19 protein-coding genes are annotated in these 23040 nt (G+C 38.9%); 11 read left to right on the forward strand and 8 right to left on the reverse strand.

Going from position 1 to position 23040, the window contains the following annotated elements; genetic code table 11:
* Positions 1–6 precede the first annotated feature (6 nt).
* The 4 genes from ACPUEN_RS18790 (at position 7) to ACPUEN_RS18805 (ending at position 2448) form a co-directional block, all read left to right on the forward strand.
* Complete coding sequence (locus ACPUEN_RS18790) at positions 7–1203, forward strand: DEAD/DEAH box helicase (protein ID WP_425637458.1); 1197 nt, start codon at positions 7–9, stop codon at positions 1201–1203.
* 9 nt (positions 1204–1212) lie between these two features.
* On the forward strand, positions 1213–1494 hold the full coding sequence (locus ACPUEN_RS18795; RefSeq protein WP_425637459.1) for a cold-shock protein: 282 nt from the start codon (positions 1213–1215) through the stop codon (positions 1492–1494).
* 5 nt (positions 1495–1499) lie between these two features.
* Positions 1500–1694: a cold-shock protein gene (locus ACPUEN_RS18800; RefSeq protein ID WP_086501652.1), complete on the forward strand. Its 195-nt coding sequence runs from the start codon at positions 1500–1502 to the stop codon at positions 1692–1694.
* Between the two features lie 325 nt (positions 1695–2019).
* Positions 2020–2448 (forward strand): Dabb family protein, encoded by a 429-nt coding sequence (locus ACPUEN_RS18805; RefSeq protein ID WP_111611582.1) that lies wholly within the window; start codon positions 2020–2022, stop codon positions 2446–2448.
* Here the strand turns inward: ACPUEN_RS18805 and ACPUEN_RS18810 are convergent, their stop codons facing one another.
* The gene (locus ACPUEN_RS18810) at positions 2449–2856 is read right to left on the reverse strand and encodes a hypothetical protein (RefSeq protein ID WP_111611583.1); all 408 of its coding nucleotides are present in this window, start codon (positions 2854–2856) and stop codon (positions 2449–2451) included.
* 130 nt (positions 2857–2986) lie between these two features.
* Positions 2987–4087, reverse strand: coding sequence for a peptide-methionine (S)-S-oxide reductase MsrA (gene msrA, locus ACPUEN_RS18815; protein WP_425637460.1), 1101 nt, complete (start codon positions 4085–4087; stop codon positions 2987–2989).
* A gap of 184 nt (positions 4088–4271) precedes the next feature.
* On the opposite strand from msrA, the gene ACPUEN_RS18820 reads away from it, so the two are divergent.
* Positions 4272–4856 carry an outer membrane beta-barrel protein gene (locus ACPUEN_RS18820; protein ID WP_425637462.1) on the forward strand — a complete coding sequence of 195 codons (585 nt, stop codon included), beginning with the start codon at positions 4272–4274 and terminating at the stop codon, positions 4854–4856.
* 9 nt (positions 4857–4865) lie between these two features.
* Here the strand turns inward: ACPUEN_RS18820 and ACPUEN_RS18825 are convergent, their stop codons facing one another.
* Positions 4866–5513, reverse strand: coding sequence for a GDSL-type esterase/lipase family protein (locus ACPUEN_RS18825; RefSeq protein WP_425637463.1), 648 nt, complete (start codon positions 5511–5513; stop codon positions 4866–4868).
* A gap of 295 nt (positions 5514–5808) precedes the next feature.
* Here ACPUEN_RS18825 and ACPUEN_RS18830 point away from each other — a divergent pair, with 295 nt between their 5' ends.
* Positions 5809–6924: a DUF4407 domain-containing protein gene (locus ACPUEN_RS18830; RefSeq protein ID WP_425637464.1), complete on the forward strand. Its 1116-nt coding sequence runs from the start codon at positions 5809–5811 to the stop codon at positions 6922–6924.
* A 54-nt stretch (positions 6925–6978) separates the two neighbouring features.
* Here ACPUEN_RS18830 and ACPUEN_RS18835 read toward each other — a convergent pair whose 3' ends face one another.
* From ACPUEN_RS18835 to leuS, 5 genes are all read right to left on the reverse strand, one after another.
* Positions 6979–7734 carry a DUF5995 family protein gene (locus tag ACPUEN_RS18835; RefSeq protein WP_425637466.1) on the reverse strand — a complete coding sequence of 252 codons (756 nt, stop codon included), beginning with the start codon at positions 7732–7734 and terminating at the stop codon, positions 6979–6981.
* A 4-nt stretch (positions 7735–7738) separates the two neighbouring features.
* The gene (locus ACPUEN_RS18840) at positions 7739–8464 is read right to left on the reverse strand and encodes a VIT1/CCC1 transporter family protein (protein ID WP_425637467.1); all 726 of its coding nucleotides are present in this window, start codon (positions 8462–8464) and stop codon (positions 7739–7741) included.
* Complete coding sequence (locus tag ACPUEN_RS18845) at positions 8465–9628, reverse strand: dipeptidase (protein ID WP_425637468.1); 1164 nt, start codon at positions 9626–9628, stop codon at positions 8465–8467.
* A 755-nt stretch (positions 9629–10383) separates the two neighbouring features.
* Positions 10384–11418, reverse strand: a complete 1035-nt coding sequence (locus tag ACPUEN_RS18850) for a glycosyltransferase family 4 protein (RefSeq protein WP_425637470.1) — start codon at positions 11416–11418, stop codon at positions 10384–10386.
* Positions 11419–11512: 94 nt separating this feature from the next.
* A complete protein-coding gene (gene leuS / locus ACPUEN_RS18855; RefSeq protein ID WP_425637472.1) occupies positions 11513–14287 on the reverse strand; it encodes a leucine--tRNA ligase in 2775 nt (924 codons plus the stop codon).
* Between the two features lie 228 nt (positions 14288–14515).
* Between leuS and ACPUEN_RS18860 the strand changes: the two genes are divergently transcribed.
* The 5 genes from ACPUEN_RS18860 (at position 14516) to ACPUEN_RS18880 (ending at position 22836) form a co-directional block, all read left to right on the forward strand.
* Positions 14516–15142 carry a 7-carboxy-7-deazaguanine synthase QueE gene (locus ACPUEN_RS18860; RefSeq protein ID WP_425637474.1) on the forward strand — a complete coding sequence of 209 codons (627 nt, stop codon included), beginning with the start codon at positions 14516–14518 and terminating at the stop codon, positions 15140–15142.
* A gap of 4 nt (positions 15143–15146) precedes the next feature.
* A complete protein-coding gene (locus tag ACPUEN_RS18865; RefSeq protein ID WP_425637475.1) occupies positions 15147–17069 on the forward strand; it encodes an OmpA family protein in 1923 nt (640 codons plus the stop codon).
* Positions 17070–17551: 482 nt separating this feature from the next.
* The gene (locus tag ACPUEN_RS18870) at positions 17552–20530 is read left to right on the forward strand and encodes a SusC/RagA family TonB-linked outer membrane protein (protein WP_425637477.1); all 2979 of its coding nucleotides are present in this window, start codon (positions 17552–17554) and stop codon (positions 20528–20530) included.
* A 12-nt stretch (positions 20531–20542) separates the two neighbouring features.
* The gene (locus ACPUEN_RS18875; RefSeq protein WP_111611597.1) at positions 20543–21973 is read left to right on the forward strand and encodes a RagB/SusD family nutrient uptake outer membrane protein; all 1431 of its coding nucleotides are present in this window, start codon (positions 20543–20545) and stop codon (positions 21971–21973) included.
* A gap of 14 nt (positions 21974–21987) precedes the next feature.
* Complete coding sequence (locus ACPUEN_RS18880) at positions 21988–22836, forward strand: hypothetical protein (protein WP_425637478.1); 849 nt, start codon at positions 21988–21990, stop codon at positions 22834–22836.
* The last annotated feature ends 204 nt before the right edge of the window (positions 22837–23040 follow it).

Genomic DNA, 23040 nt, shown 5'->3' on the forward strand with positions numbered 1-23040 from the left:
TATATCATGAATAGAAATAGTAATACAAGACCAGCAGCTAACCAGAGACGTAATGCTCGTCCCGCAGGAAGGCCAGGTCAAAATAAAAAGAAGGAATCCAAACTTGATCCTAATTTGTTTGTCAAAAAGGCTCAGCCTAGTGGACAGCAAGGATTTCGTTCTGAAACTCCTTTCACAAGTGTAAAGCTCAATGCTTCATTATTAAGAAATCTTGAAGCAAAGGGTTATGAAAGCATGACCAATATTCAGGAGCAAGCTATTCCATCTTTAATGGACAGAAGAGATTTGCTTGGGATTTCAAATACAGGTTCAGGTAAAACTGGAGCTTTTTTGATTCCAATTATTGAGCATGCAAAACTTGACCCTCAGAATTTCACTGCACTGATTGTAACACCTACTCGTGAGTTGGCGCTACAGATTGAAGAGGAATTTAAGAGCCTGAGCAAAGGAATGAACTTGTACTCCAACACTTTCATTGGTGGTACGAATATCAACTCAGACTTTAAAGCTTTGAGCAGAAAACTTCATGTAATCGTCGGAACTCCTGGCAGATTACTGGATCTTTCAAATCGTAAGCTGCTGCACCTCAATCGAGTAAATACGCTCGTGTTGGATGAGTTTGACAGAATGCTTGACATGGGTTTTGTTCACGATGTGAAAAAACTCGTAAATTTAATGACTAAGAGAAGTCAGACTATGCTCTTCTCTGCCACATTGGAACCAAGCCAAAAAGCTCTTATTGATGGGTTGCTAAATAACCCAGTTGAGATTAAAGTAAACACTGGTGGAACAACCAGTGAGAATGTAGATCAAGAAATTATTCGTGTGCCGGAAGGCAAGAATAAGTTTGATATACTTGCTGATTTATTTAAAGGAGCTGATCTGGATAAGGTGATAATATTCACTGAAACCAAGCGACTTGCAGATAAGTTAAGTAAGCAATTAAATCAGTCTGGAATAAAATCTGGTTTGATTCATGGTAATAAATCTCAGAATTTCAGAAATAGGACCATTGATGAGTTCAAAACTGGAATGACTCGAGTACTGGTAGCAACCGATGTAGCTGCCAGAGGTATAGACGTAGCTGATGTATCCCATGTGATCAACTTTCAGCTTCCCATGTCTATGGATAGTTATATCCACAGAATAGGCCGGACAGGTCGGGCCGGAAAAACCGGTAAGGCCATAACATTTGTCAATTAAAATCGCGATATGTCAAAAAACCAGAACACATTCATTAAAAAGCAAAAAGCAGAACTTAAAAAAAGAAAAAAGAGAGAAAAGCAAGAGAAGATGGCTGCTCGTAAAGATCAGCCGAAAAGCGGAGATCTGGACGATATGATTGCGTACGTGGATGAGTTTGGTAACATCTCAGACACGCCGCCAGAACCAGAACCACCGAAAAAAGAAAATGCACCTAGGTCGCAAAATCCTCCTAGGCCACAGAATACAACACAACAAAAATTTAATAGAAACACCAATTTAAAAAGTTAGTAATCATGAATGAAGGAACAGTAAAATTCTTTAACACAACCAAAGGTTTTGGTTTTATTACACCAGCAGACAACAGTGAAGATGTATTCGTACACCACTCAGGTCTAGTACACGAAATCCGTGAGAACGATCACGTTACTTATGACGTAGTTCAAGGTAAAAAAGGCGTTAACGCTGTGAACGTGAAAGTAGCTAAGTAATTCCTTTTGGGCTTCGCCCAAGTAAGAAATACAAAGTTTGATGCCTGCAGATCTATGATTTGCAGGCATTTTCTTTGGTAAATCTTTCAAATCATCGTGGTTGAATGGGCTTATAGTGGGTAAGGAAATGGGATGTCTCCTGCGTGTTGGTATTAATGTACTTTGATAAAAGAATTGTGTCATGATTTGACGGGGCATAATACCCTATTTTTGAGATAGCTCTATATTATGATTGCCATTCTATTTCAAAAAGGTGATTTACAATCTGGCCATGATTTAGAATATTTTGGTGAATCTCCTTAGATTGGTCAAAAATCTATAACCTATGAAAAAATTACTCTATTTTCTCCCTTTGGTCCTCGCACTTTCCTGCGCTGAAAAAGAGGAGAAACAAGTCGAAACAGAAATTAAAGAAATCCAAGAAGAAGTTATGCCTGCAAAACCTGATTCCGTCCTAAGACACAATGTTTATTTTAGCTTTAAAGAAACTTCTACTCCAGAGGATATTAAATCTGTGGTAGATGCTTTTAGAAATCTCCAAAATGAAATTGACGGAATCGAAGATTTTGAATGGGGTGTAAATTCTAGTCCAGAAGGTTTGAATCAAGGATTGACACATGCATTCACGTTGACTTTTCATTCTGAAGAAGCGAGAGACGCATATTTGCCGCATCCTGCTCACCAGGCTTTCGGAGCAATCTTAGGTCCGCATTTAGATAAAGTGACAGTAGTCGATTATTGGACTCGTCCTTAATTATTGATCAAAGGGCAAAGCTGATCCGTCAGTTTTGCCCGCATTATTTATAGTGAGTACTTCAGTAACCACAAAGTTGCTTGTACCTCTCCAAGGAAGCATCCCGTTGTATTCTTTGTAGCGAAGCTCCACAAACTTTCCTGAAGCCCTTTCTAGCTGCACTGCGATGTCTTCATCTACTACACTGAATCGAAACTCATTGCTTTGCAATCCGCCGGCAGTTGGGCTCTGAAAGCCTTCCTGTACCACTCTGCCTTCATAGGTTTTAAAAACTACTCCTTTTTTCACGAAGTAATTCAAACTCCCCGCTTTTACTCCTTCTCCAAATACGAAGTAGAATTTATACCAAAAAATCCCGGCCAAAACTCCGATTATAACAAGGCCAGCAATCCAAGCGAATTTTTTCATAACAAGAACAAGTTTGGCTTAAAGATATATATCGGGATGATTTTTAAGTGAAAAACTTAATAAAAAAATCAATTACCTATAGTTATGAAATGAAAAAGGCTACTCGAAAGCAGCCTTTTCAATTGTATTTTTAATCGACTAACCAAAGATATTCACCGTAACCTTTAGCCTCCATTTCTTCTTTAGGAATAAACTTCATTGCAGCTGAATTCATGCAATACCTTAAACTCGTAGGTTCTGGACCATCATAGAATACATGTCCTAGATGACTATCTCCAAATTTGCTTCTTACTTCTACTCTCAGCATGCCGAGCGCATCGTCTGTTGGCTTTTCTAATGCTCTAGCGTCTATTGGTTTAGTGAAGCTTGGCCAACCTGATCCCGATTCGTATTTATCTTTTGAGCTAAAAAGTGGCGCTCCAGAGATGATGTCCACGTAAATTCCATCTTTTTTATTGCCGTTATATTCATTCTGAAAAGACATTTCAGTGGCATCTTCTTGCGTAACCTCATATTGTAAATCAGTCAAGGTTTTTTTCAACTCGGATTTTGGTGGAGCCTTATATTCTTTTTCACTAAGTTCTGGCCAATGTTCCTTGATGAATTTATCACGTCCAGAACCACTTCTGTATGAATAGTAGTCTTGAGGATTTTTCTTGTAATAATCTTGATGATAATCTTCTGCTGGGTAGAAATTTGTGTATTTGATCACCGGAGTAGCGATTGGCTTTTCAAATTTACCGGACTTATCTAGCAATTTCTTAGATTCTTCAGCAACCTTTTTCTGTTCAGCATCATGAAAGAAAATTGCTGATTCATATTGAGAACCCCTGTCGTAGAATGATCCACCAATATCAGTCGGATCAAATGTTTGCCAGAAAATATCAACTAATTCAGAATAACTGATTACTTCCGGGTCAAAGGTGATCTGTACAGATTCTCTGTGAGAAGTTTTTCCGCTAGATACTTCACCGTAAGTTGGGTTTTTCTCTTTACCTCCTGCATAGCCTGAAATTACTGTGATCACGCCATCTATTCCTTCAAAGGGAGCTTCAACGCACCAGAAGCAACCCCCAGCAAAAGTAGCAACTTCTGTTTCGCCTTTATACTCCTCAAGTTTTGCTGAATCAGCAGAGGATTCTTGATTTTGAACTGATGTGTTTCCACAGGCAAACATCAGCGCCACAATTAGAGATAGCAGTGGTGTTTGTAGTTTATTTGATGTAAACATGTTTTTTGGTTCTTTTTTTGTTTTGGATGATATAGAAATCATTTAACAGGAAACTCAATTTAAGTAAATCTGTTTGGAGACTTTACTTATTTTAAGATTCTTATACTTTCAAATACGAGATGTAACTCTACTCGGTTTGTCCTTTGAAATACATTTTGGCACAATTCAATCAAGCTAGAATCATATGAAAAACATCTTCCTACTCAGCTTTATTTTCTTTTTTGCTATAGTTCTACAAGCAAATGCACAACATAAAGGTTCAGGGTTTGGGCTGAAGGGAGGAGTGAGTTACAATACATCTGGCAAATATTTTAAAGATGCGGGCTCAATTTGGAAGGAACCTAGCAGTTCTACAGGTTATCAAATAGGCGCTTTTTACAAGTTGGCATCTTACGACATTTTCTTGAGGCCTGAATTGGTTTATTCCCATACTAAATTTGATAACGGGATAGGTGAAATCAAAGCCAATCGGCTAGATGCACCGGTGATCGTTGGAATGCATCTTTTCAAAATAGTTAGTTTGGTTGGTGGTCCATCTTTCCATTATATCTTGGATGATAATTATGATGATTTTTTTGAGTCAACTTCGGGCAAAGATTTACTATTTGGATATCAATTTGGCTTAGGGCTTAATGTTGGGCCAGTAGGCTTAGACTTGCGATATGAGCGAGTGTTGAATGATCAAAAATTAAATTTGGATCAGGTGATCAAAAGAAAGGATGACTTTAGGTCTGAGCAAGTTGTACTTGGATTGTCCTTTCAGTTTTAACCTTTTGACTTATTTCATAAAAGGAGTGAAAACCTCCTTCCAAAGCGCATAGCCTTTGTCATTCATATGTAGGTTGTCCTCTATGAAAATATCTGCTTTTGGTTTACCTGTGTCATCTATCATGATGTCCCACACATTCACAATATTAACTTTATCATGAGTAGTAGCATATTGACGTATCAAATCGTTTAAAGCGACATAAGATACTTTTTTATCCCATCGGGAAGGACTTGGTTTTGCAGCTATCAGATTCACCGTGGTATTAGGATACTTTGCGTGAATTTTAGTTGCCAATTCATCTAGGTTTTCCATGATATCTGAAATTTCTTGTCCAGCATTGATATCATTATCGCCTTCATAGATGAAAACTTTGGAGGGTTCAAAACGCAAAACGGTTTTGTCCAGATGCATCAAGAGTTGATCAGCAGTAGAACCACCGAAAGCAGAGTTGATTATTGCCACATCCGGGAATTGCTCCTGAAGATTTTTCCACATTCTCACGCTTGAACTACCCGTGAAAACGGCGCTACCTTTTACCCATCCAGCTTCATCGATTTCTTTTGCGCGGTTATTTACTTCCTCTTGAAATGGGAGTTCTTGGGCAAATGAGAACTGTATAACTAATAATAGAGCGAATGTGGAGAGTAGTTTCTTCATATTTTAAATATAGGTAAGCACATTTACAATTTTCGTTTAGATTCCTTCAAATTATTTCATTTCCCAAAGGAAGCTGAACAAAACCGTTCAGATGGCGAGCATTTTCGAACAGTGCGTACAAAAATGGAGAATGACCTCAATTCAGGCAATAACATTTTTATCACTTTAAATATGCCTTATTTGATCAGAGTGTGCTTTTTTATCTGAATTCGTCACATTTTATATCCGAAAATTTAATACACACCTTTTTGGAAGAGTTTTAGCGTTGTGTATTCAGGTCAACCATTTACCGTTTATGAATAGAATTACTCGTTTTTTCTGGTTTTGTAGTGGAGCTAACTTCTCTATACTTAAGAGGTCTCCAACCGAGTCAAATAAATATATAGGAATTGGAGCTACCGTTTTCTTCACGGGAATCCTCGCCGCATTGGCAGCAGGATATGCCTTGTTCACCGTTTTTCAATCTATTTGGCCCGCTATTTTTTTTGGCTTGCTTTGGGGGTTGATGATTTTCAACCTTGATCGATTTATCGTTTCCAGTATGAGAAAAAAGGATAGTGGTTGGTCGGAATGGAAACTTGCTATTCCTAGACTAGTGCTGGCTGTGTTGCTGGCGTTGGTGATTTCGAAGCCGCTGGAATTGAAAATGTTTGAGCGGGAAATTAACCGGAAGATTGATGAGAAGCGAACTGAGTTTATTGCCGAGTCCAAATTGAATCTCGCTAAAGGATTTCCCGAAATCCAAGAACTTGAAGCAAAAATAGACACGCTAAAAGCGGAGGTTATGGATTTTGAAGTTTATAGAGATCAGCTTCAGGATGAATATGATGCTGAGAGATTTGGAGAAAAAACTACTAGTACGAGCGGAATTGTGGGTTTAGGGACAAATGCTAAAAAGAAAGAGCAACAGTTGGATGCCGCACAAGTTACTCTTAATGAACTAAGACTGAGGAATCAAGTGCGAATTGATACGCTGGAAGCTCTGATTCGTGAGTTTGTAGCTTTGCGACAGCTGGAGTTTGAGAAGCAGCAGCCCGGAATAGAGGGATTTGATGGCTTGGCTGCACGAATGGAAGCATTGGATGTGTTGACAAACGAGAGCGCGGCAATGGCCCTGGCGAATATCTTTATAATGTTGCTATTTATAGCTATAGAAACGGCACCAATTTTTGTAAAATTAATCTCACCACGGGGACCCTACGATGAGTATTTGGAGCTACATGAGGATAGGGTGAAGTTGTTCAAGGGGGAGAAATGGACTTTTGCCAAAGGAGAATCTGAGGCTAGAGTTGGCTATTTTCAGGACACGCATTTCTATGCTACTGATCTTAACAAGGAGAAAACGAATCAAAAAAATAAAGCTCAGACTGAATCGGAAATCTCAGAGATAGAATCCAAGTTTAAAGTTTGACAGTTGTAAGGTGGCATTGTTTCCAATCTTACCACCTTATAACATTACATTTATTTACAGGTTTTTATTGACGACCACATCTAACTGTTCCATCGTGCGGCTCACAGACTTCCATTCTACAAAGCATACTATTTTCACTAAAAATGATAAGAACTTTCCAGGGTTAATTAGCTTGTTAGCAAGCTTTGCGATGGTTTCATCTCGTTCTTGAATCGAGATAGTTCGATCTTCACAGCCATAGTATTCTCCAGCGTATTTCCATGCACCATCTCTGGCAAGTTGTATGGAGAAGTTCAAGAGCATTTCATCTCGGCCTTTGGCTAGCGGGATCAACCATCCAAAAATCGGAGACACTTTACTGATATTTGATTTTACTCCATCTACTAATTCTGCTAGTACAGCATTGATTTTATTAAAGTCGTTCTGGATTTCAGCGATTGGCTCGGTCCCCATTGTTTCTGCTGCAGAAATCCCCAAGTCTAAATTGATGTGAGCATTGATGCCTAGAAACAAATGCTGTAAAACTAGATGTTTGCTATGTGTGCTAGCTTCAAATGCTAGCGACCAACTTTCAGTAGGCGTTTGACCTAGCTTCCACAGGTCGTAAGCCTCGATAAATCGTCCTGCAAATAGAACGTCCAGCTTCTCCATTCTAGGATTGTCTTCGAATTCTCCAGCTAGTATCCCCTCACGAATACGATGCGTGACTTGTCGGTAAAGGATAGCAAAATACCCCATTCGGGATTGTGTGTTTTTACATTCATCTACGATTTGATCCATTCGAACCAATACTTTATCTATGGTGTCCATGTCATTATTTTATAAAAAAGTTCTCTAAAATATCACCTACATAATACGCAACTATCGCTGCCAATAAGCCTAAACCAACTGTCTCGGTTATACTTTTAAATGCAGATGTTTGGTTTACGAGAGATTTTAATGCTCCGATAAATAAGAATGCTAAACCAGTAAGAACACTAGTCCAAAAGAAAATATTGATAGGTGAGGGGTGAAAAAAAGTCCACAAATACACTAATAGTGGAATAAATCCTACGATCAGAAATGAAACGAAAGTGGCAACCCCGATTTTAAATGGACTTTTGGTTTCTTCCATGAGGTTGAGTTCGTCCTTCATCATTTCAGCCACCCAGATATCTTTGTTTGATGTGATTTGATCTACGACCTTCTCCAATAAATCCCCTTTGAAACCTTTCGCTTTGTAAATGTCACGGATTTCCTCGCGCTCTACTTCAGGAAGGTTTTCTATTTCCCAGTATTCAATTGATTCGTGTTTCTGGTAGTTTTCTTTATCGCTTTTCGCAGATAGATATGCTCCTACAGACATGGAAAAACCATCAGCGAGCAAATTTGCAAAGCCAAGAATTATTATGATTCCTGCATCCAGATCTGCTCCAAATCCTCCGGCAACCACCGCAAAGGTTGTCACGGCGCCATCTATTCCTCCGTAGACAAATTCACGTAGATATTCTTGGAGTTTCTGAAAATATCTGCTTTCCTGGTGTAGGTGTGATTCGTTCATCTAGTTTAAATTTTGTAAGAAAAACCTCTTTACATTTTCGCCCATTACAGCTTTGATTTCTTGCTCAGTAAATCCTGCTTTTAGCATTCCTTCTACTAATAGGGGGAATCCGGTAATATCAAAAGGAACGGCCACGGAGCCGTCGTAATCGGAGCCTAAAGCAACATATTCTATTCCTACCAGATCTCTAATGTGTTTGATCGAAGCAATGATGTTAGGTAGTTCAGGCACGCCAACAGCTTCATCAAAAAATGCTATCCCAATAATACCTCCATTCTCAGCGATTTTCTGAATTTGATAATCACTTAAGTTTCTCTGGGAATCCAGCACTGCTCTGACTCCGGTGTGGGAAACAATCACAGGCTTGGTAGTCATAGCTAGCACATCATCGACAATTGTAGGCGAGCAATGAGCCAAATCTACGAATATCCTTAGCTCATTCATTTTTCTCACCACCTCTTTTCCAAAATCAGTCAAGCCTGCTTGACTTTGACCATGTGCTGAACCTCCGAGCTCATTGTCGAAAAAATGAGTGAGACCAATCATCCTTACGCCAGCCTGATATACGCGATCCAGATTTTCTAAATCACCCTCTAATGCATGAGCTCCTTCTATTCCGAGCATTCCGCCGATTATTGAAGGATCGGTTTTACGTGCTTCTATCAGCTTTTGCAGATCAGCTTTATTCTTTACTAAAATAGCTTTCCCTTCTTCTTCTTCAATAAAGTCTTCCAATTTTTGGGATTGTGCAAGAGTCCGGTTAATTAGGCTGAACCAGTTTGCTGGAGATTCTCCTTTAGCAATTGTTAGTGGAGTGATGTTGTCAAATGCCTCAGCACTATTACTCTGCATATTTTGGCCAGCAGGAGATTTTGATACAATGGTGAACATTTCCAAAGCGACGTTAGCCTCTCGCATTCTCGGGAAATCCACGTGACCTCGAGTTCCTCTTTTGGTCAGATCTCTACCCCAAAGTAAGGCGTCGCAATGTAAATCGGATATAAAGTCCAATCTATCGTACAAACCTTGCGCATCTGCAGAAACATAATAGGGTGGGGATGTCTTAACTGGATTTCTTTGGGATTCAATGTAGGGTGGTACTATAATAGTGGCAGTAAAATAGATAAGGGCTAAAATCCCAATTGAGATAATTAATTTTTTCATAGCGAATAGATGTGCTCTTGAAGATACTTAAAAATAGGCTTCGCTCTAAAAATCTCACTTTTCACAGAGATAGGTGTGATTCTATTGTTCGGATCATATGTTAAGTGGTGCTGCTTGATTTAAATATTCGAGGAATTGGGAAAAAATAATTATTTGTTTTTGGGCGCTTTAAAACATTTTCATTATGTTTATCAAAGTATAAAGATCAAAAAAACAAATACACAGCAAGGATTACAAAAGTATATTTGGTTTTAGATGATTGACAATAGACCCACTCCTGGGGGCTTTTTCTAAAAAGCCCCCTTTTTTTATGTCTATATATTTTAAGATTTTGTTAAGATTTGAAAAGTGGGTTTAAAAAATCTTTGATTTAGATCAATTTTCTGTTGAGATCCGAAAAAATGGTTACTTTTAGTGAAGAAACCCGAATTGATTGTTTTGAATTGAAAATTTGGCGTAAATGAAAAAGTCCTAGGGAAAATTTTGAAAAGGGTATTTTTGAGATTTAATCTACTGAAGTGATTTCAGTATGGTTTGGCTTGTTTACGTTATAATTTGAATAATTTAATTTTTAAAAAATTATGAATTTTCACATATTATTAACGGTACGGGATGAAGTTTTGAAAAAAATGAATCGCTTTCAATTTTGGATTTTCTGAAACAAAAGTTATGGACTGATTACCAAAACATATAATATATTTCCTATATACTTATATTAATTTTTCAATATAGAGTAAGAACTTAGTCTATTAAATTTAAGTATTAGCTGGTTCAAGTATTCCTAAAAGGGTGTTTTTCCGCTTCTTAAATGGGAAGCTAGTTTGAATTCTTTGTTGAGCAGTTTGGCTGATGCTCAGTAAGTTAAGATCTTGGAGATCTTCTAGAAGTGAATCTAAATCCTTATATTTTTTTGTTTTTAGAATTAACCTTTCATCCCCGATAATTTCTGCAATAGCTCCTACATCAGATCCTATGGGAATGCACCCTGTAGCCATAGCTTCCCCAAGTGCATTTGGGAATCCCTCCGAAGTAGAAAGTTGGAGATAAAAGCGATGGGAATTATACAGTGTGAGTAGTTGAGTTGGCGTTTGCTTTCCGAGGACTTTCACATTTGGATTTGGTGAACGGTAATTGGGATCGCCAACTACGGTAATAGTAAATTCGCGATGATGAGCTGCCAATTGTTCTATCAAATCGTAGCCTTTGACTTTGGCCCGTGCTGGATTTGATGTTCCTGTTGCAACTGACATAAAAGAAAGTGGTTGTCGATCCATATTTAGGTTTCTCCAAAATTCTGTATCAAAACCATTAGGGATGATATGAATTGGAGTGGTAAGATCTGGAATCAGATTTAGCAACCCTTGCTTGGGAGAAATAGAAGGATCGTAACGATAGTTTTGTTTAACTAAGGCTTGAGCTACCGGTAAGATCAGGCTACAATTTTTGAAACTGTAGACGGTTGCTTTTCGAAGCCATTTCTTTCGGAAGTTTCCATAGCCAATTTCTGGCATATTGATGCAATCAGTGCCTCCAGCTTGAATGCTGCATTTTTTTCCGAATACCTTTCCAAACCAAACCGGCAAAACGCTGTGGTAACCACCAAAGAAGCAGAGGTATTGAGTCGTTTTTGGTAAAAACCAAAGCAACTGGAAAAACTGTAGAATAAAGTAGAAGGGGAGTGCTGCTGGACTTTGAGTGAATTCTAGCGGTTTTATCTCTAATTCTGGGCTGATCATATCTACATCTCTGTCGATAAAAGCGGTTCTTATGGGGAAAGTGTAGAGGATCATGATTATATATTGGGAAATCAAAATAGCCCTTAAAACAAGAAAGGAGCAAAGAAATTCAATTTTTCCTTGCCCCTTACTTTTAACTATAGGAATCTTAAATTACCACGTTGACAATCTTGCCAGGCACCACGATCATTTTCTTCGGTGCTTTTCCCTCCAACCATTTCTGAACGGTTTCGTCCTCCAACGCTGCTTTTTCTATTTCTTCTTTGGAAAGTGAAAGGTCTAAGTTGATCTTAGCTCTCATTTTTCCATTAATCATCACTGGATATTCGAACGCACTTTCAACCAGATGCCTTTCTTCAAAAAGAGGGAAAATAGCATCAGTTATAGAACCTTCGTGTCCAAGTAAACTCCAAAGCTCCTCCGCGATATGTGGTGCATATGGAGAAACCGAAATCGCAAGTGGCTCCAAAATTCCTCGTTTGTTGGACTTCAGGGCAGTAAGCTCATTCACGCAGATCATAAAACTGGATACGGAAGTATTGAAGGAGAAATTGGCCATGTCTTCTTCCATCTTTTTGATGGCTTTATGAAGGGCTTTGTACTCTTTTTTGCTTGGTACTGCATCAGAAACTTGGAATTCTCCGGAGTTGGAGTGGTATAGATTCCAAAGTTTTCTTAAAAACTTATACACCCCGTCAATTCCGTTGGTATTCCAAGGCTTGAATTGCTCCAAAGGCCCCAAGAACATCTCGTATAATCTCAGCGTATCTGCGCCATAGCGCTCGATAATGTCATCAGGGTTAACGACGTTGTACTTGGATTTGGACATTTTCTCGACCTCAGATCCGCAGATGTATTTGCCGTCTTCCAGGATGAATTCAGCATCTGCCAAATCAGGTCTCCAAGCTTTGAATTTATCCAGGTTTAGCTGATCGTTGTAAACGATATTCACGTCCACATGCATTTCGAAAGTGTCGTACTGATCTTTCAATCCTTTGCTCACAAACTGATTGGTTCCTTTTACTCTGTAGACAAAGTTCGATCTACCTTGGATCATGCCTTGGTTGATCATCTTTTGGAATGGCTCATCGATGCTTACCACGCCGAGATCATATAGGAATTTGGTCCAGAATCTGGAATACAATAAGTGCCCGGTTGCATGCTCTGATCCACCGATGTATAAATCTACTGCTCCCCAGTAATCTGTTTTTGCTTTGTCAGCAAAAGCATTTCCATTTTTAGGATCTGTATATCTGAAGAAATACCAGCTAGAACCAGCCCAGCCAGGCATAGTGCTTCTTTCCAAAGGAAATTCACCTTCAGGGGTTTTATAGTTCCAGTCTTTTGCTCGGGCAAGTGGAGGCTCGCCGTCTTCAGTTGGTAAGTATTTATCTACCTCAGGCAAAACCAAAGGCAAGTCTTTTTCTTCTATTAAGTATGGAAGTCCCTCTTTGAAATAAACCGGCAGTGGCTCTCCCCAATAGCGCTGACGTGTAAAAATCGCGTCACGCATTCTGTATTGGATTTTGCCTTTTCCTATTCCTTTTTCTTCCAAAAATTCAATGGCTTTGTTCATGGCATCTTTCATGTAAAGATTTGAAATGAAGCCAGAGTTGATAATCAAACCTCCTTTTCCAGGGAATGAACCTTCTTCCATAGAGCCATCGATTACTTGTCTGATCTCCAGGTCGAAGTGCTTTGCAAAGTTGTAATCTCTCTCATCATGCGCAGGAACGGCCATTACTGCGCCCGTACCGTATCCAGCCAAGACGTAATCTGCCACCCAAACCTGGATTTCTTCTCCGTTGAATGGATTGATTGCGTAGGAACCAGTAAACGCGCCAGAGATAGTTTTGACATCACTCATACGCTCACGCTCCGAGCGGTTTTTAGCTACTTCTATATAGGCTTCAGCTTTTTCACGCTGATCTTCAGTGATCAGTGCAGCCGCCAGATCAGATTCTGGTGCCAATGCTAAATAGGTGACACCATATATAGTATCTACTCGGGTTGTAAAGACTTTGATGGTTTGATCGGAATCTTTTACCTGAAAAACCACGTCTGCTCCAATGGATTTTCCAATCCAGTTTCGTTGCATTTCCTTGATTGGCTCAGACCAATCTAGTTTGTCCAAGCCTTTTAGCAAGCGGTCAGCATATGCTGTGATTCTCATAGACCACTGCATCATTTTCTTTCGCTCCACAGGATGCCCGCCACGCTCGGAGAAGCCTTCTTTCACTTCGTCGTTGGAAAGTACAGTGCCTAAAGCTGCACACCAGTTCACGGTAGTTTCGGCTAGAAAAGTCAGTCTATATTTAAGGAGTGTTTCTTGTTTCTCTTTTTCAGAGTATGCATTCCAATCAGCTGCAGTAAACTTCCCCGTATCCTCATCACAGGCAGCGTTTACGGATGCATTGCCTTCTTTTTCAAATCGATCGATCAATGAATCAATGGAAAGTGCTTTGTCCGCTTCTAGATCATAATAGCTATTGAAAAGCTGCATGAAGATCCACTGCGTCCATTTATAATAGTCTGGATTGGAAGTTCTGACTTCTTTACTCCAGTCGAACGCAAAACCGATATTCTTCAACTGCTCAGTATATCTGGCGATGTTTTGCTCGGTAGTGATCGCAGGATGTTGACCAGTTTGGATGGCATATTGCTCAGCAGGCAGACCAAAACTATCATAACCCATCGGGTGAAGGACGTTGAATCCTTTTAGCTTTTTGAATCTAGAGACAATATCAGATGCGATGTAACCCAGCGGATGTCCTACATGTAATCCTGCACCAGATGGATAGGGGAACATGTCTAGAGAATAAAACTTTGGTTTGTCAGGATTTACATTGGCCTGGAAAGTTTGGTTCTTTTCCCAGTATGCTTGCCATTTTTTCTCGATCTCCTTAAAAGTGTACTCCGCCATGATTGTATTTTTTCTTGTTTTTTAGCTGAACGCCTGCAAAAATAGAAAAATTGATGGGCTTTTGAATTCAATTTGATAATTGATCCTAAGTAAAGAGCTTATTTTGATCAAAAGATAGAATTGAGCAAAATCCGTTAATTTTCCAAACTTCGAATTTTCCAATCATATCCTTACCTTTGCGGCATAATTCACCCAGCGGTTCAATTGCCCGCTTTATCAAAAATTCAGATGAATATAGAAGAAGCAGTAGCCAAAGGAGTTCAGCTTCCTTTAATGGAAGCATTTTATACCATACAAGGCGAAGGTAGATTTACCGGACATCCCGCTTATTTTATCCGGCTAGGAGGCTGTGATGTAGGATGTGTCTGGTGTGACGTCAAAGAGTCTTGGGATTCTGGTAAGTGGCCGGTTCTTTCGATAGAAAAGATTGTGGAGGATGCCTTGGCTTACCCAGGGAGACTGGTTGTGATTACTGGTGGAGAACCCTTAATGTATGATTTAGGGCCATTGACAGCACTTTTGAAAGCCAAGGGTTTTACAACTAATATCGAAACTTCCGGAGCGCATCCATATTCCGGTGATTTTGACTGGGTTTGTTTTTCGCCTAAGAAATTTAAGAAGCCACATCCTTCTATATACAAGGAGGCAGATGAACTGAAAGTAGTGGTATTTCATCAAAGTGATTTTGACTTTGCTGAAGATCATGCCTCTCTGGTGAAAAGCACGTGCGAACTGCGACTCCAACCTGAATGGAGTAAGGCTGAAAAGTTTACTCCGGAAATTATAGATTTTGTAAAAAAACGCCCAAAATGGAAAATTTCGCTTCAAACTCATAAATTTATGGACATTCCTTAAGTCCATGCGCCCAATAATAGTCGGTATTCTTCTTTTTTTGACGATTTCTTTCGCGAAAGCGCAAAGTTACTCCATCATAGATGGCAGAGCAATAAGGATGTATCAGGAGGCTGAAGAGCTGACACTATCCCGACAATATGATGCTGCCATAGCAAAATATAAAGATGCAATTGACAGAGAAGGCTCTTTTTTAGAGGCCTATGTGAAATTAGCCCAGCTTCAAATTACTCAGGGGAAACTTGATGAAGCTGAGAAAACAGCCAGTGCAGGTAAGTCACGACTCGGTGGAAAGAATGCAACTAAACAAAATCGAGCAGACATAGGGTGGGTTTTTAGTAATCTGTATTTAAAGCAAGGTGAGTTTCAAAAAGCTTTTGATGAATTTCAGGCAACTGAGCCCCTTTTTGATGCTTCATTCCGGAAATCAAGTTATTATCTGGAAATGAGAAACCAAATGGAGTTTTTGGCTTCGCAATTGGGAAATTTTCAACCCATCGAAAAAGAAAAGCTTCCTGAGCCTCTGAATCAATTTCAACTTCAGTATTTCCCGGTTTTGACTGCAGATGGTGAGCAGATTTTATTTACCAAACGGGACGGAACGGGTAATAATGACAAAGAGGATATTTTCATGTCCTTTGTTTCCCCGGAAGGAAATTGGTCCAAGCCCCAAAGCATTGCCCAAACAATTAACTCCATTTATAACGAAGGGACTTGCTCGGTGACTGCTGATGGGAATATCCTTATTTATACTTCATGTGATGCTCCAGATTCAGAAGGAAGCTGCGATTTGTATATAGCATATAAGGTAAATGGGATGTGGCAAAGGCCTAGAAATATGGGTAAAAATGTGAATTCAAGATCATGGGATTCACAGCCCTCGCTTTCTGCTGATGGAAGAGTTCTTTTCTTTTCCTCCAACCGAAAAGGGGGGTATGGAGGAAATGATATTTGGTATAGTGTCATGCAAAATGATGCTACTTGGTCTGAGGCAAAGAATCTGGGGGATGTTGTAAATACACCGAAAGATGAAATTTCACCTTTCATGTTTTTTAATAATGAGATTCTTTTTTTTGCATCTAATGGTCATCCTGGTTTTGGGGGCATGGATATCCAGCTTTCAAAAGTTGTTGATGGAGAGTTTACAAAGCCAGAAAATTTGGGATGGCCAATAAACGATCAATTAGATCAAGTTGCTTTATTTATTACTGCCCAGAAAGATTATGCCTATTTCACAGAATTGACAACCTCGGAAAAAGAACACGACCGTTCGTTATTATATAGGTTCAAATTCCCAGACGAGATTTCCTTAGGTGAAAACCTTACCGTAACTGAAGGAAAAGTTTTTAATTCGAATACGGGCGAACCTATCGATGCTACGCTATCGCTTGTTTCTCTGATCAATGATAGTACGCTATATCGATTCAATGCAGATGGCAAGACTGGTGCATTTACCATGATTTATCCAGATAAAGCTATCTCGGGATTATATGTTGAAAAGAAAGGATATCTGCCCAAAATTTTTAATGTGGAACGTGACAATATTAAAAATGTCAAGGATTTGAAAGTAGAGCTTGTGCCGGTAGCAGCTGGAGAAGAGTTCGTCTTTGAAAATGTATTTTTTGAATTTGATGAATATAGCTTAAAACCTGAGTCAATATCATCTCTCAAAAGACTGGTTAAATTTTTATCGGAAAATCCAAATGTCAATATCTTGATAATAGGGCATACGGATAATGTAGGAAGTGCAAATTACAATCAGACTCTTAGTTTGCAACGTGCCGAAAGTGTTCAAAAATACTTGATTGAACAAGGTTTTCATCAAGGTAGGGTGCTGGTAGAAGGCAAGGGAGATAAGGAGCCAATGGTCAAAAATGATAGTCCTGAAAACAAAGCTTTAAATCGAAGAATAACAATTAAGGTATTATAGAAAGGGATAAATATTATTATTCTGTTACTAAATATCCCTCAAAAGCCAACTAGTTAATAAATCCTAAAACTAATACTCTTATTTTAATGCTTATTTTTTCTGTCAATTCAAATTTAAATTTTATTAAAAGGCTATTTTTAGCAATAATAGCAATGATTTTAATCATAAGAATTACTAATATTCTGCATAACAGCTGAATTTTGAAATTTAAATTTTTTTCCTCATAGCGAAAGTGAATACTCTCATTGTTAAATATTTTTTACAAAAAATTAACTTTTGTTAACGTTCGAATAACAAAACATAAATGCAGTTATTGGCTGATTATTGCCGTTAATCCAATTTAAATTTTGTAAAAAAGCTGAAATGTAGATTTATATTAAATTCATCACACTGGCTACAGCTTAAATAAGTAACCTGCTGTTTTGCGATATTGCTTCAATAAGAATATCATTGGGTATAATATAAACCAAATCATATTACTTATGAAGAAAATTTTACTCCTAGGGCTTTCGCTATTCCTGGTAGGTGCTGTGGCATTTGCACAGGGGCGTAGAGTAACCGGAATAGTAACTTCTGCGGAGGATGGTCAACCAATTCCAGGTGCCACTGTCCTTGTTAAAGGTACTACTGTTGGTACTGCCACAGATCTTGATGGCAAGTATTCGTTAAACATCCCCGATGGTGGAACAGTTTTGGTGATTAGTTTCATTGGAACAACCACGCAAGAAATCAGCATTGGTCAAAAATCTGAAATCAATGTTGTTTTGCAACCTGACTTTCAAAGTTTGAGCGAAGTAGTTGTAACATCTTATGGAGATCAGTCAAAAAGAGAGATTACAGGCGCTATTTCATCTGTTAAGGGTGAAATCTTCGAGAATCTTCCAGTTCAATCTTTTGACCGTGCTATGCAAGGTCGAGTTGCTGGGGTTCAAGTAACTTCTACCTCAGGTCAGCCAGGTGGTACTTTGAATGTTAGAATTCGAGGCGTTGGTTCTATCAACGCAGGTAACGATCCACTTTACATCGTGGATGGAGTTCAGGTAAACAATGGCGGGCTTTCTGGTCAAGGTTCCCAGAATGCACTTGCATCAATCAACCCTAATGACATCGAGTCAATCGAAGTTTTGAAAGATGCTGCGGCTGCTGCGATTTATGGAGCTCAAGCTGCAAATGGTGTTGTATTGATCAATACTAAAAGAGGTAAAAAAGGAAAGTCGCAAGTAAAAATTTCAGTTCAAGAAGGAATTGTTCAGCCATTGAATCTTTATGATGTGATGGATGCTTCTCAGTTGGCTGGAATCAAAAGAGTAGCTTATCAAAACCGTGGTTTGGCTACTTCAGGATCAGATGCTACTTATGGTAACCCTGAAGACCCAAATCTTCAAAGCTATGATTGGCTAGATGCGCTTTACAGAGAAGGCAGATTGAGTGTTTATGATATTTCTGTTTCAGGCGGTGATGAGAAAACTACATTCTTCCTTTCTGGGTCATATACCAAGCAGGAAGGTCAAATTCAAATGTCTGATTACGATAGAGCTACAGGAAGACTTAATGTAACTCATAGACCTACTAAAAATCTAACTGTATCAGCTAATCTTTCATTAGCGTTCCAAAATACAAATGGTTCAATCGATAGAGGTAACTTTGTAAACGGTCCTTTCGTAGCTGGTTTCTCAGCTCGTCCAAATGTTCCGATTTATAATGAAGACGGAACTTTTGCTCCTTACCCTTCCAATCACTTGTTTGGATACAATATTGTGCAAGGTGTATTTCAAGAATTAAGAAGTGGAAAAACAGTACAGACAGTATCTAACCTGCAATTGAATTATCAGTTTGCACCTTGGTTGAGCTGGACTTCTTACTTCGGTCTTGATTTCTCTGATAATGCTGATATCAATAACAGACCATCTACGATTCCAGTATTCTCATCTTACGGAGGTGCTTCTGTTTTCACAGCTAGAAGAAATACAAACTTAAATACCAACCACAACTTTAATTTCAATAAGAAATTCAATGATGTACATACAGTATCGGGTATCTTGGGTTTTGAGTACAAAGGTTCACAATCAGATTTGCAAACTGCAACAGGTAGAGGATTTCCTAATCCAACATTGATTTATTTGAACAACGCTGCTACTCCATTCTCAGTTGGTAGTTCATTTACTGAATACAAAAGAGCTGGTTTCTTTGGTCAAGCAAAATATGATTACGATGACCGATACACTGCAGACTTTACTTTGAGACGAGATGGTCACTCTAGATTTGGTGAGCAAAACAGATGGGGTACCTTCTACGCAGTTTCTGCTGGATGGAGACTTTCATCTGAAGCATTCCTTCAGGATGTTACTTGGTTGGATAACTTGAGAGTTAGAGCTTCCTATGGTGTAACAGGTAACTCTGACATTGCCAATTTTGCTTCAAGATCTCTAGTAGGTTCATCAGGACAGTATTTAGGTCAAGGTGGTTTGACATTAACTCAGTTGGGTAATGACTTGTTGACTTGGGAAGAGGCAGAGTCTATCAACCTTGGTTTAGATGGGACATTATTCAATGGTCGAATTATTACAACTATTGAATTTTGGAGAAAGAATTCACAAGCACTGCTATTTAATACTCCACTTCCTACTGATTCAGGTTTCGGATCAATTACTAGAAACTCAGGAGAAGTAAGAAATCAAGGTATCGATCTTGATGTTCAAACAGTGAACGTTGTAGCTGGGAAATTCCAATGGAGCACTGGTTTTAACATCACTTTCCTAGAGAACGAATTAATATCTCTATATGATGGTTTGGATCGTATTGGTAACAGTTTGATCGTTGGAAAACCAATAGATTTCTTTTACACTAATGAATATCTAGGCGTCAACCCGGCAAATGGTAGAGCGATGTATGATGACGGAACAGGAACTGGCAACTTCACTTATGTAACAGGTCAAAACACCTTGGACTACAAAGGTAGTACTTTACCTTCCAGCTATGGTGGTCTTTCAAACACGTTTACTTATGGTCCAGTATCACTGGAAGTTTTCTTCCAATACCAGTTCGGTAACTTAGCCACAAATTCGGATTTGTATAATCTTGCAAACTGGGGATCTGGAACTGGCAACTTGCTTGTGAATCAATTAGATTATTGGACGCAGCCAGGCGATATCACTACAGTAGGAAGACCTTTCGAAGGTGGTCAAGAACCAGGAACTTCAAATATCAACACATTCTCTACACGATTGATAAGTGATGGAGGATATATCAGATTGAAGCAAGTTACATTAAACTATACTTTAGGTGCAGCCACTGCGAGTAAAATAGGTATGGCAAGCGCTTCCCTATTCGTTCAAGGGTTGAATTTGGCGACATTTACCAAGTATAATGGAATTGATCCAGAGGCTAACTCTATCGGAAGTACGTACGGAGCATATCCAAATGCACGTCAAATTTCTGCAGGTATCAATCTTAACTTCTAATTAGAAATAGGAATGAAAAATTATATAAAAATCATTGCGCTTGGTTCTGTAATATCTCTGGCATCTTGTTCAGATTTATTGGAAACCGAACCAAGACAAAGTTTAACACCAGAGTCTGCACTTGCAGACGTGGATGGTTATGAGTCTTTACTGGCAGCTACTTACGGTGGAGCTAGAGCATTTGGTACTTATGGACAAACATTGATGATTGCTCCTGAAATAATGGCTGATAATTTAAGAATTATAGCAAATACAGGACGATATATTGGCCAAGAAGTGAATGCAGACAGAGCCCATATGGGACTTTGGGGTAATTACGGTTCAATTAATGAAACAAATATTATCCTTGCAGGTATTGATGAAGTGGAAGGTGATGCTACCAGAAAGAATAGAATTAAAGGTGAAGCCCTTTTCTTGAGAGCGTTATATTATTTCGATCTAGCTAAAGTTTATGGCTATGAGCCAGGAAAAGAAGTAGATGGTTGGAATAATTCTGTGATTATCAGAACTGAACCTACATTAGGATTTTCTGATGCAGACTTTAGAGCTAGATCTACAAACAGACAAGTATATGATCAGATTGAGTCTGACTTGACTACTGCAATTGGTTTACTGCCATCAGCTGCAAAAGGAACAGCAGGAATTTACAGAGTGACTAAAGGAGCAGCGGAAGCACTTCTTGCACGAGTTTATTTGTATGATTCCAAGTTTTCTGAAGCTGCTGCAATGGCAACTCAATCAATGGCTACTTTTGGTCTTGGAAATGATGGAACTGGCCTTGCTACACCTGCGAATTATGTATCAAGCTTCTCTACTTATCCTAACCCTGAATCTTTATTTGAGGTTGAAATAAGATCTGTAGATTGGTCAACAGTGGATGGTGTCAATAACTCCATGTGTACGCTTACTGCCAATGTTTTCAGTAGTGCACAGTTTATTGTAACTGCATCAAATGAATTGCTTGCAACCTACGAAACTGGAGACGTACGAAGAGATACTTGGACGGAAACCACTCGTTCTGGTGCTACAGGTACAGTTTACAGATCCAATAAGTGGTTAGGTACAAAAGGTGATTTTCTTGAAAACCTTCCGATCATTAGAGCTGCAGAGCTTTATCTAATCAGAGCTGAGGCTAGATTTAGAACTAGTGATGCCGCTGGATCAAGATCAGATTTGAACGCACTTAGAACAAACAGAGGGTTGTCTCCAGTAGACGGTGGATTGTCTGGTGATGCATTGTTCAATCAGATTATGACTGAAAGACGACTTGAATTTGCAGTTGAAGGTCATAGATGGTTCGATCTAAAAAGAAATGGTCTTACAATCACTAAGCATGGTAACAATCAGCCTGTTCCTTATACGGATTACAGACTTCTTGCTCCTCTTCCACAGGATCAGATACAATTAAATGAGCTGTTGGTAGATAACCCAGGTTATAACTAAAACCGGAAAAAATAATGAAAAGCAATAAAATATATATATTTCTAGCAATGCTCATCGCTACGCTGACGACCACTGCTTGTTTTGATGATCAAGGTGTTGATACTTTCTACAATGGAAATCAGGTAGAATTCAACGCTGCAAATCTTCCAAATGGATTGACTCAGTCTTTCGTAAGATTGAATCCTACGCAAACTGATATGTTGAATGTTCAAATCAACAGAGTTTCTACATCAGGTACTGGAGCAATTACTGTGAATATTGAGGCAGATCCTACTTCGACAGCCGTTGAAGGTGTTCATTATAGATTGGATTCTAAATCTATTACAATTGGTTCTGGTGAATTCGTTTCTACCTTACCAATTACAGTGTTAACAGGGAATATTGACCCATCAGAGACTCCTAATTTGTTGTTGAATATCACAAGTGCTACTGGTGCAGAAGTTTCCTCTAACTATGGTTCGTTGAAAGTAGCTATACGTGTAATCTGCCCTTCAGATTTAGCTGGAACATACTCTGTTTTTTGGGAGGAACTCCAGCTTGGTGATGGTTCTGGTGGTGCAGATCAAACAGCTACGGATTTCGTAATTGCTTCTGACAATACCATGTCATTTGCAGTTGCAGGTACTGGTTTATATAACATGGACGATATGTCTTTTGGAATGTATCCTGGTCTCTATGGTGACTCAAAACCAACTGGATCTATCCGTGATAACTGCGATGTCCTTACAGGTGCTGCATCTAATGCAGATAGGTTTGGTGATCCTTTCACCATCTCGGGTGTTGTAAATGACGACGGTACGATTACCATTATTTGGTCAAATACATGGGGAGATGGTGGTACTGTAGTGCTTACCAAAGTCTAGAATCTCTTTTGACTCATAATAAAGGGGGCTATTTAGCCCCCTTTTTTTTAAACTTTATTTAGTTCTAAAACGTTGACAAACTGGTTTATGGATAAAAGATTGATGAGATCAATATTTGTAGTTATGCTATTGGGTTTAAGCATTGCCTTTGTCAAAGCCCAACAGGTTGTCAATACTCCCTCTCTTTTGGAGGAACGGAATGTT

Origin of the sequence: Algoriphagus yeomjeoni (genome assembly GCF_049821175.1) — a bacterium.
Lineage (GTDB): Bacteria > Bacteroidota > Bacteroidia > Cytophagales > Cyclobacteriaceae > Algoriphagus > Algoriphagus yeomjeoni_A.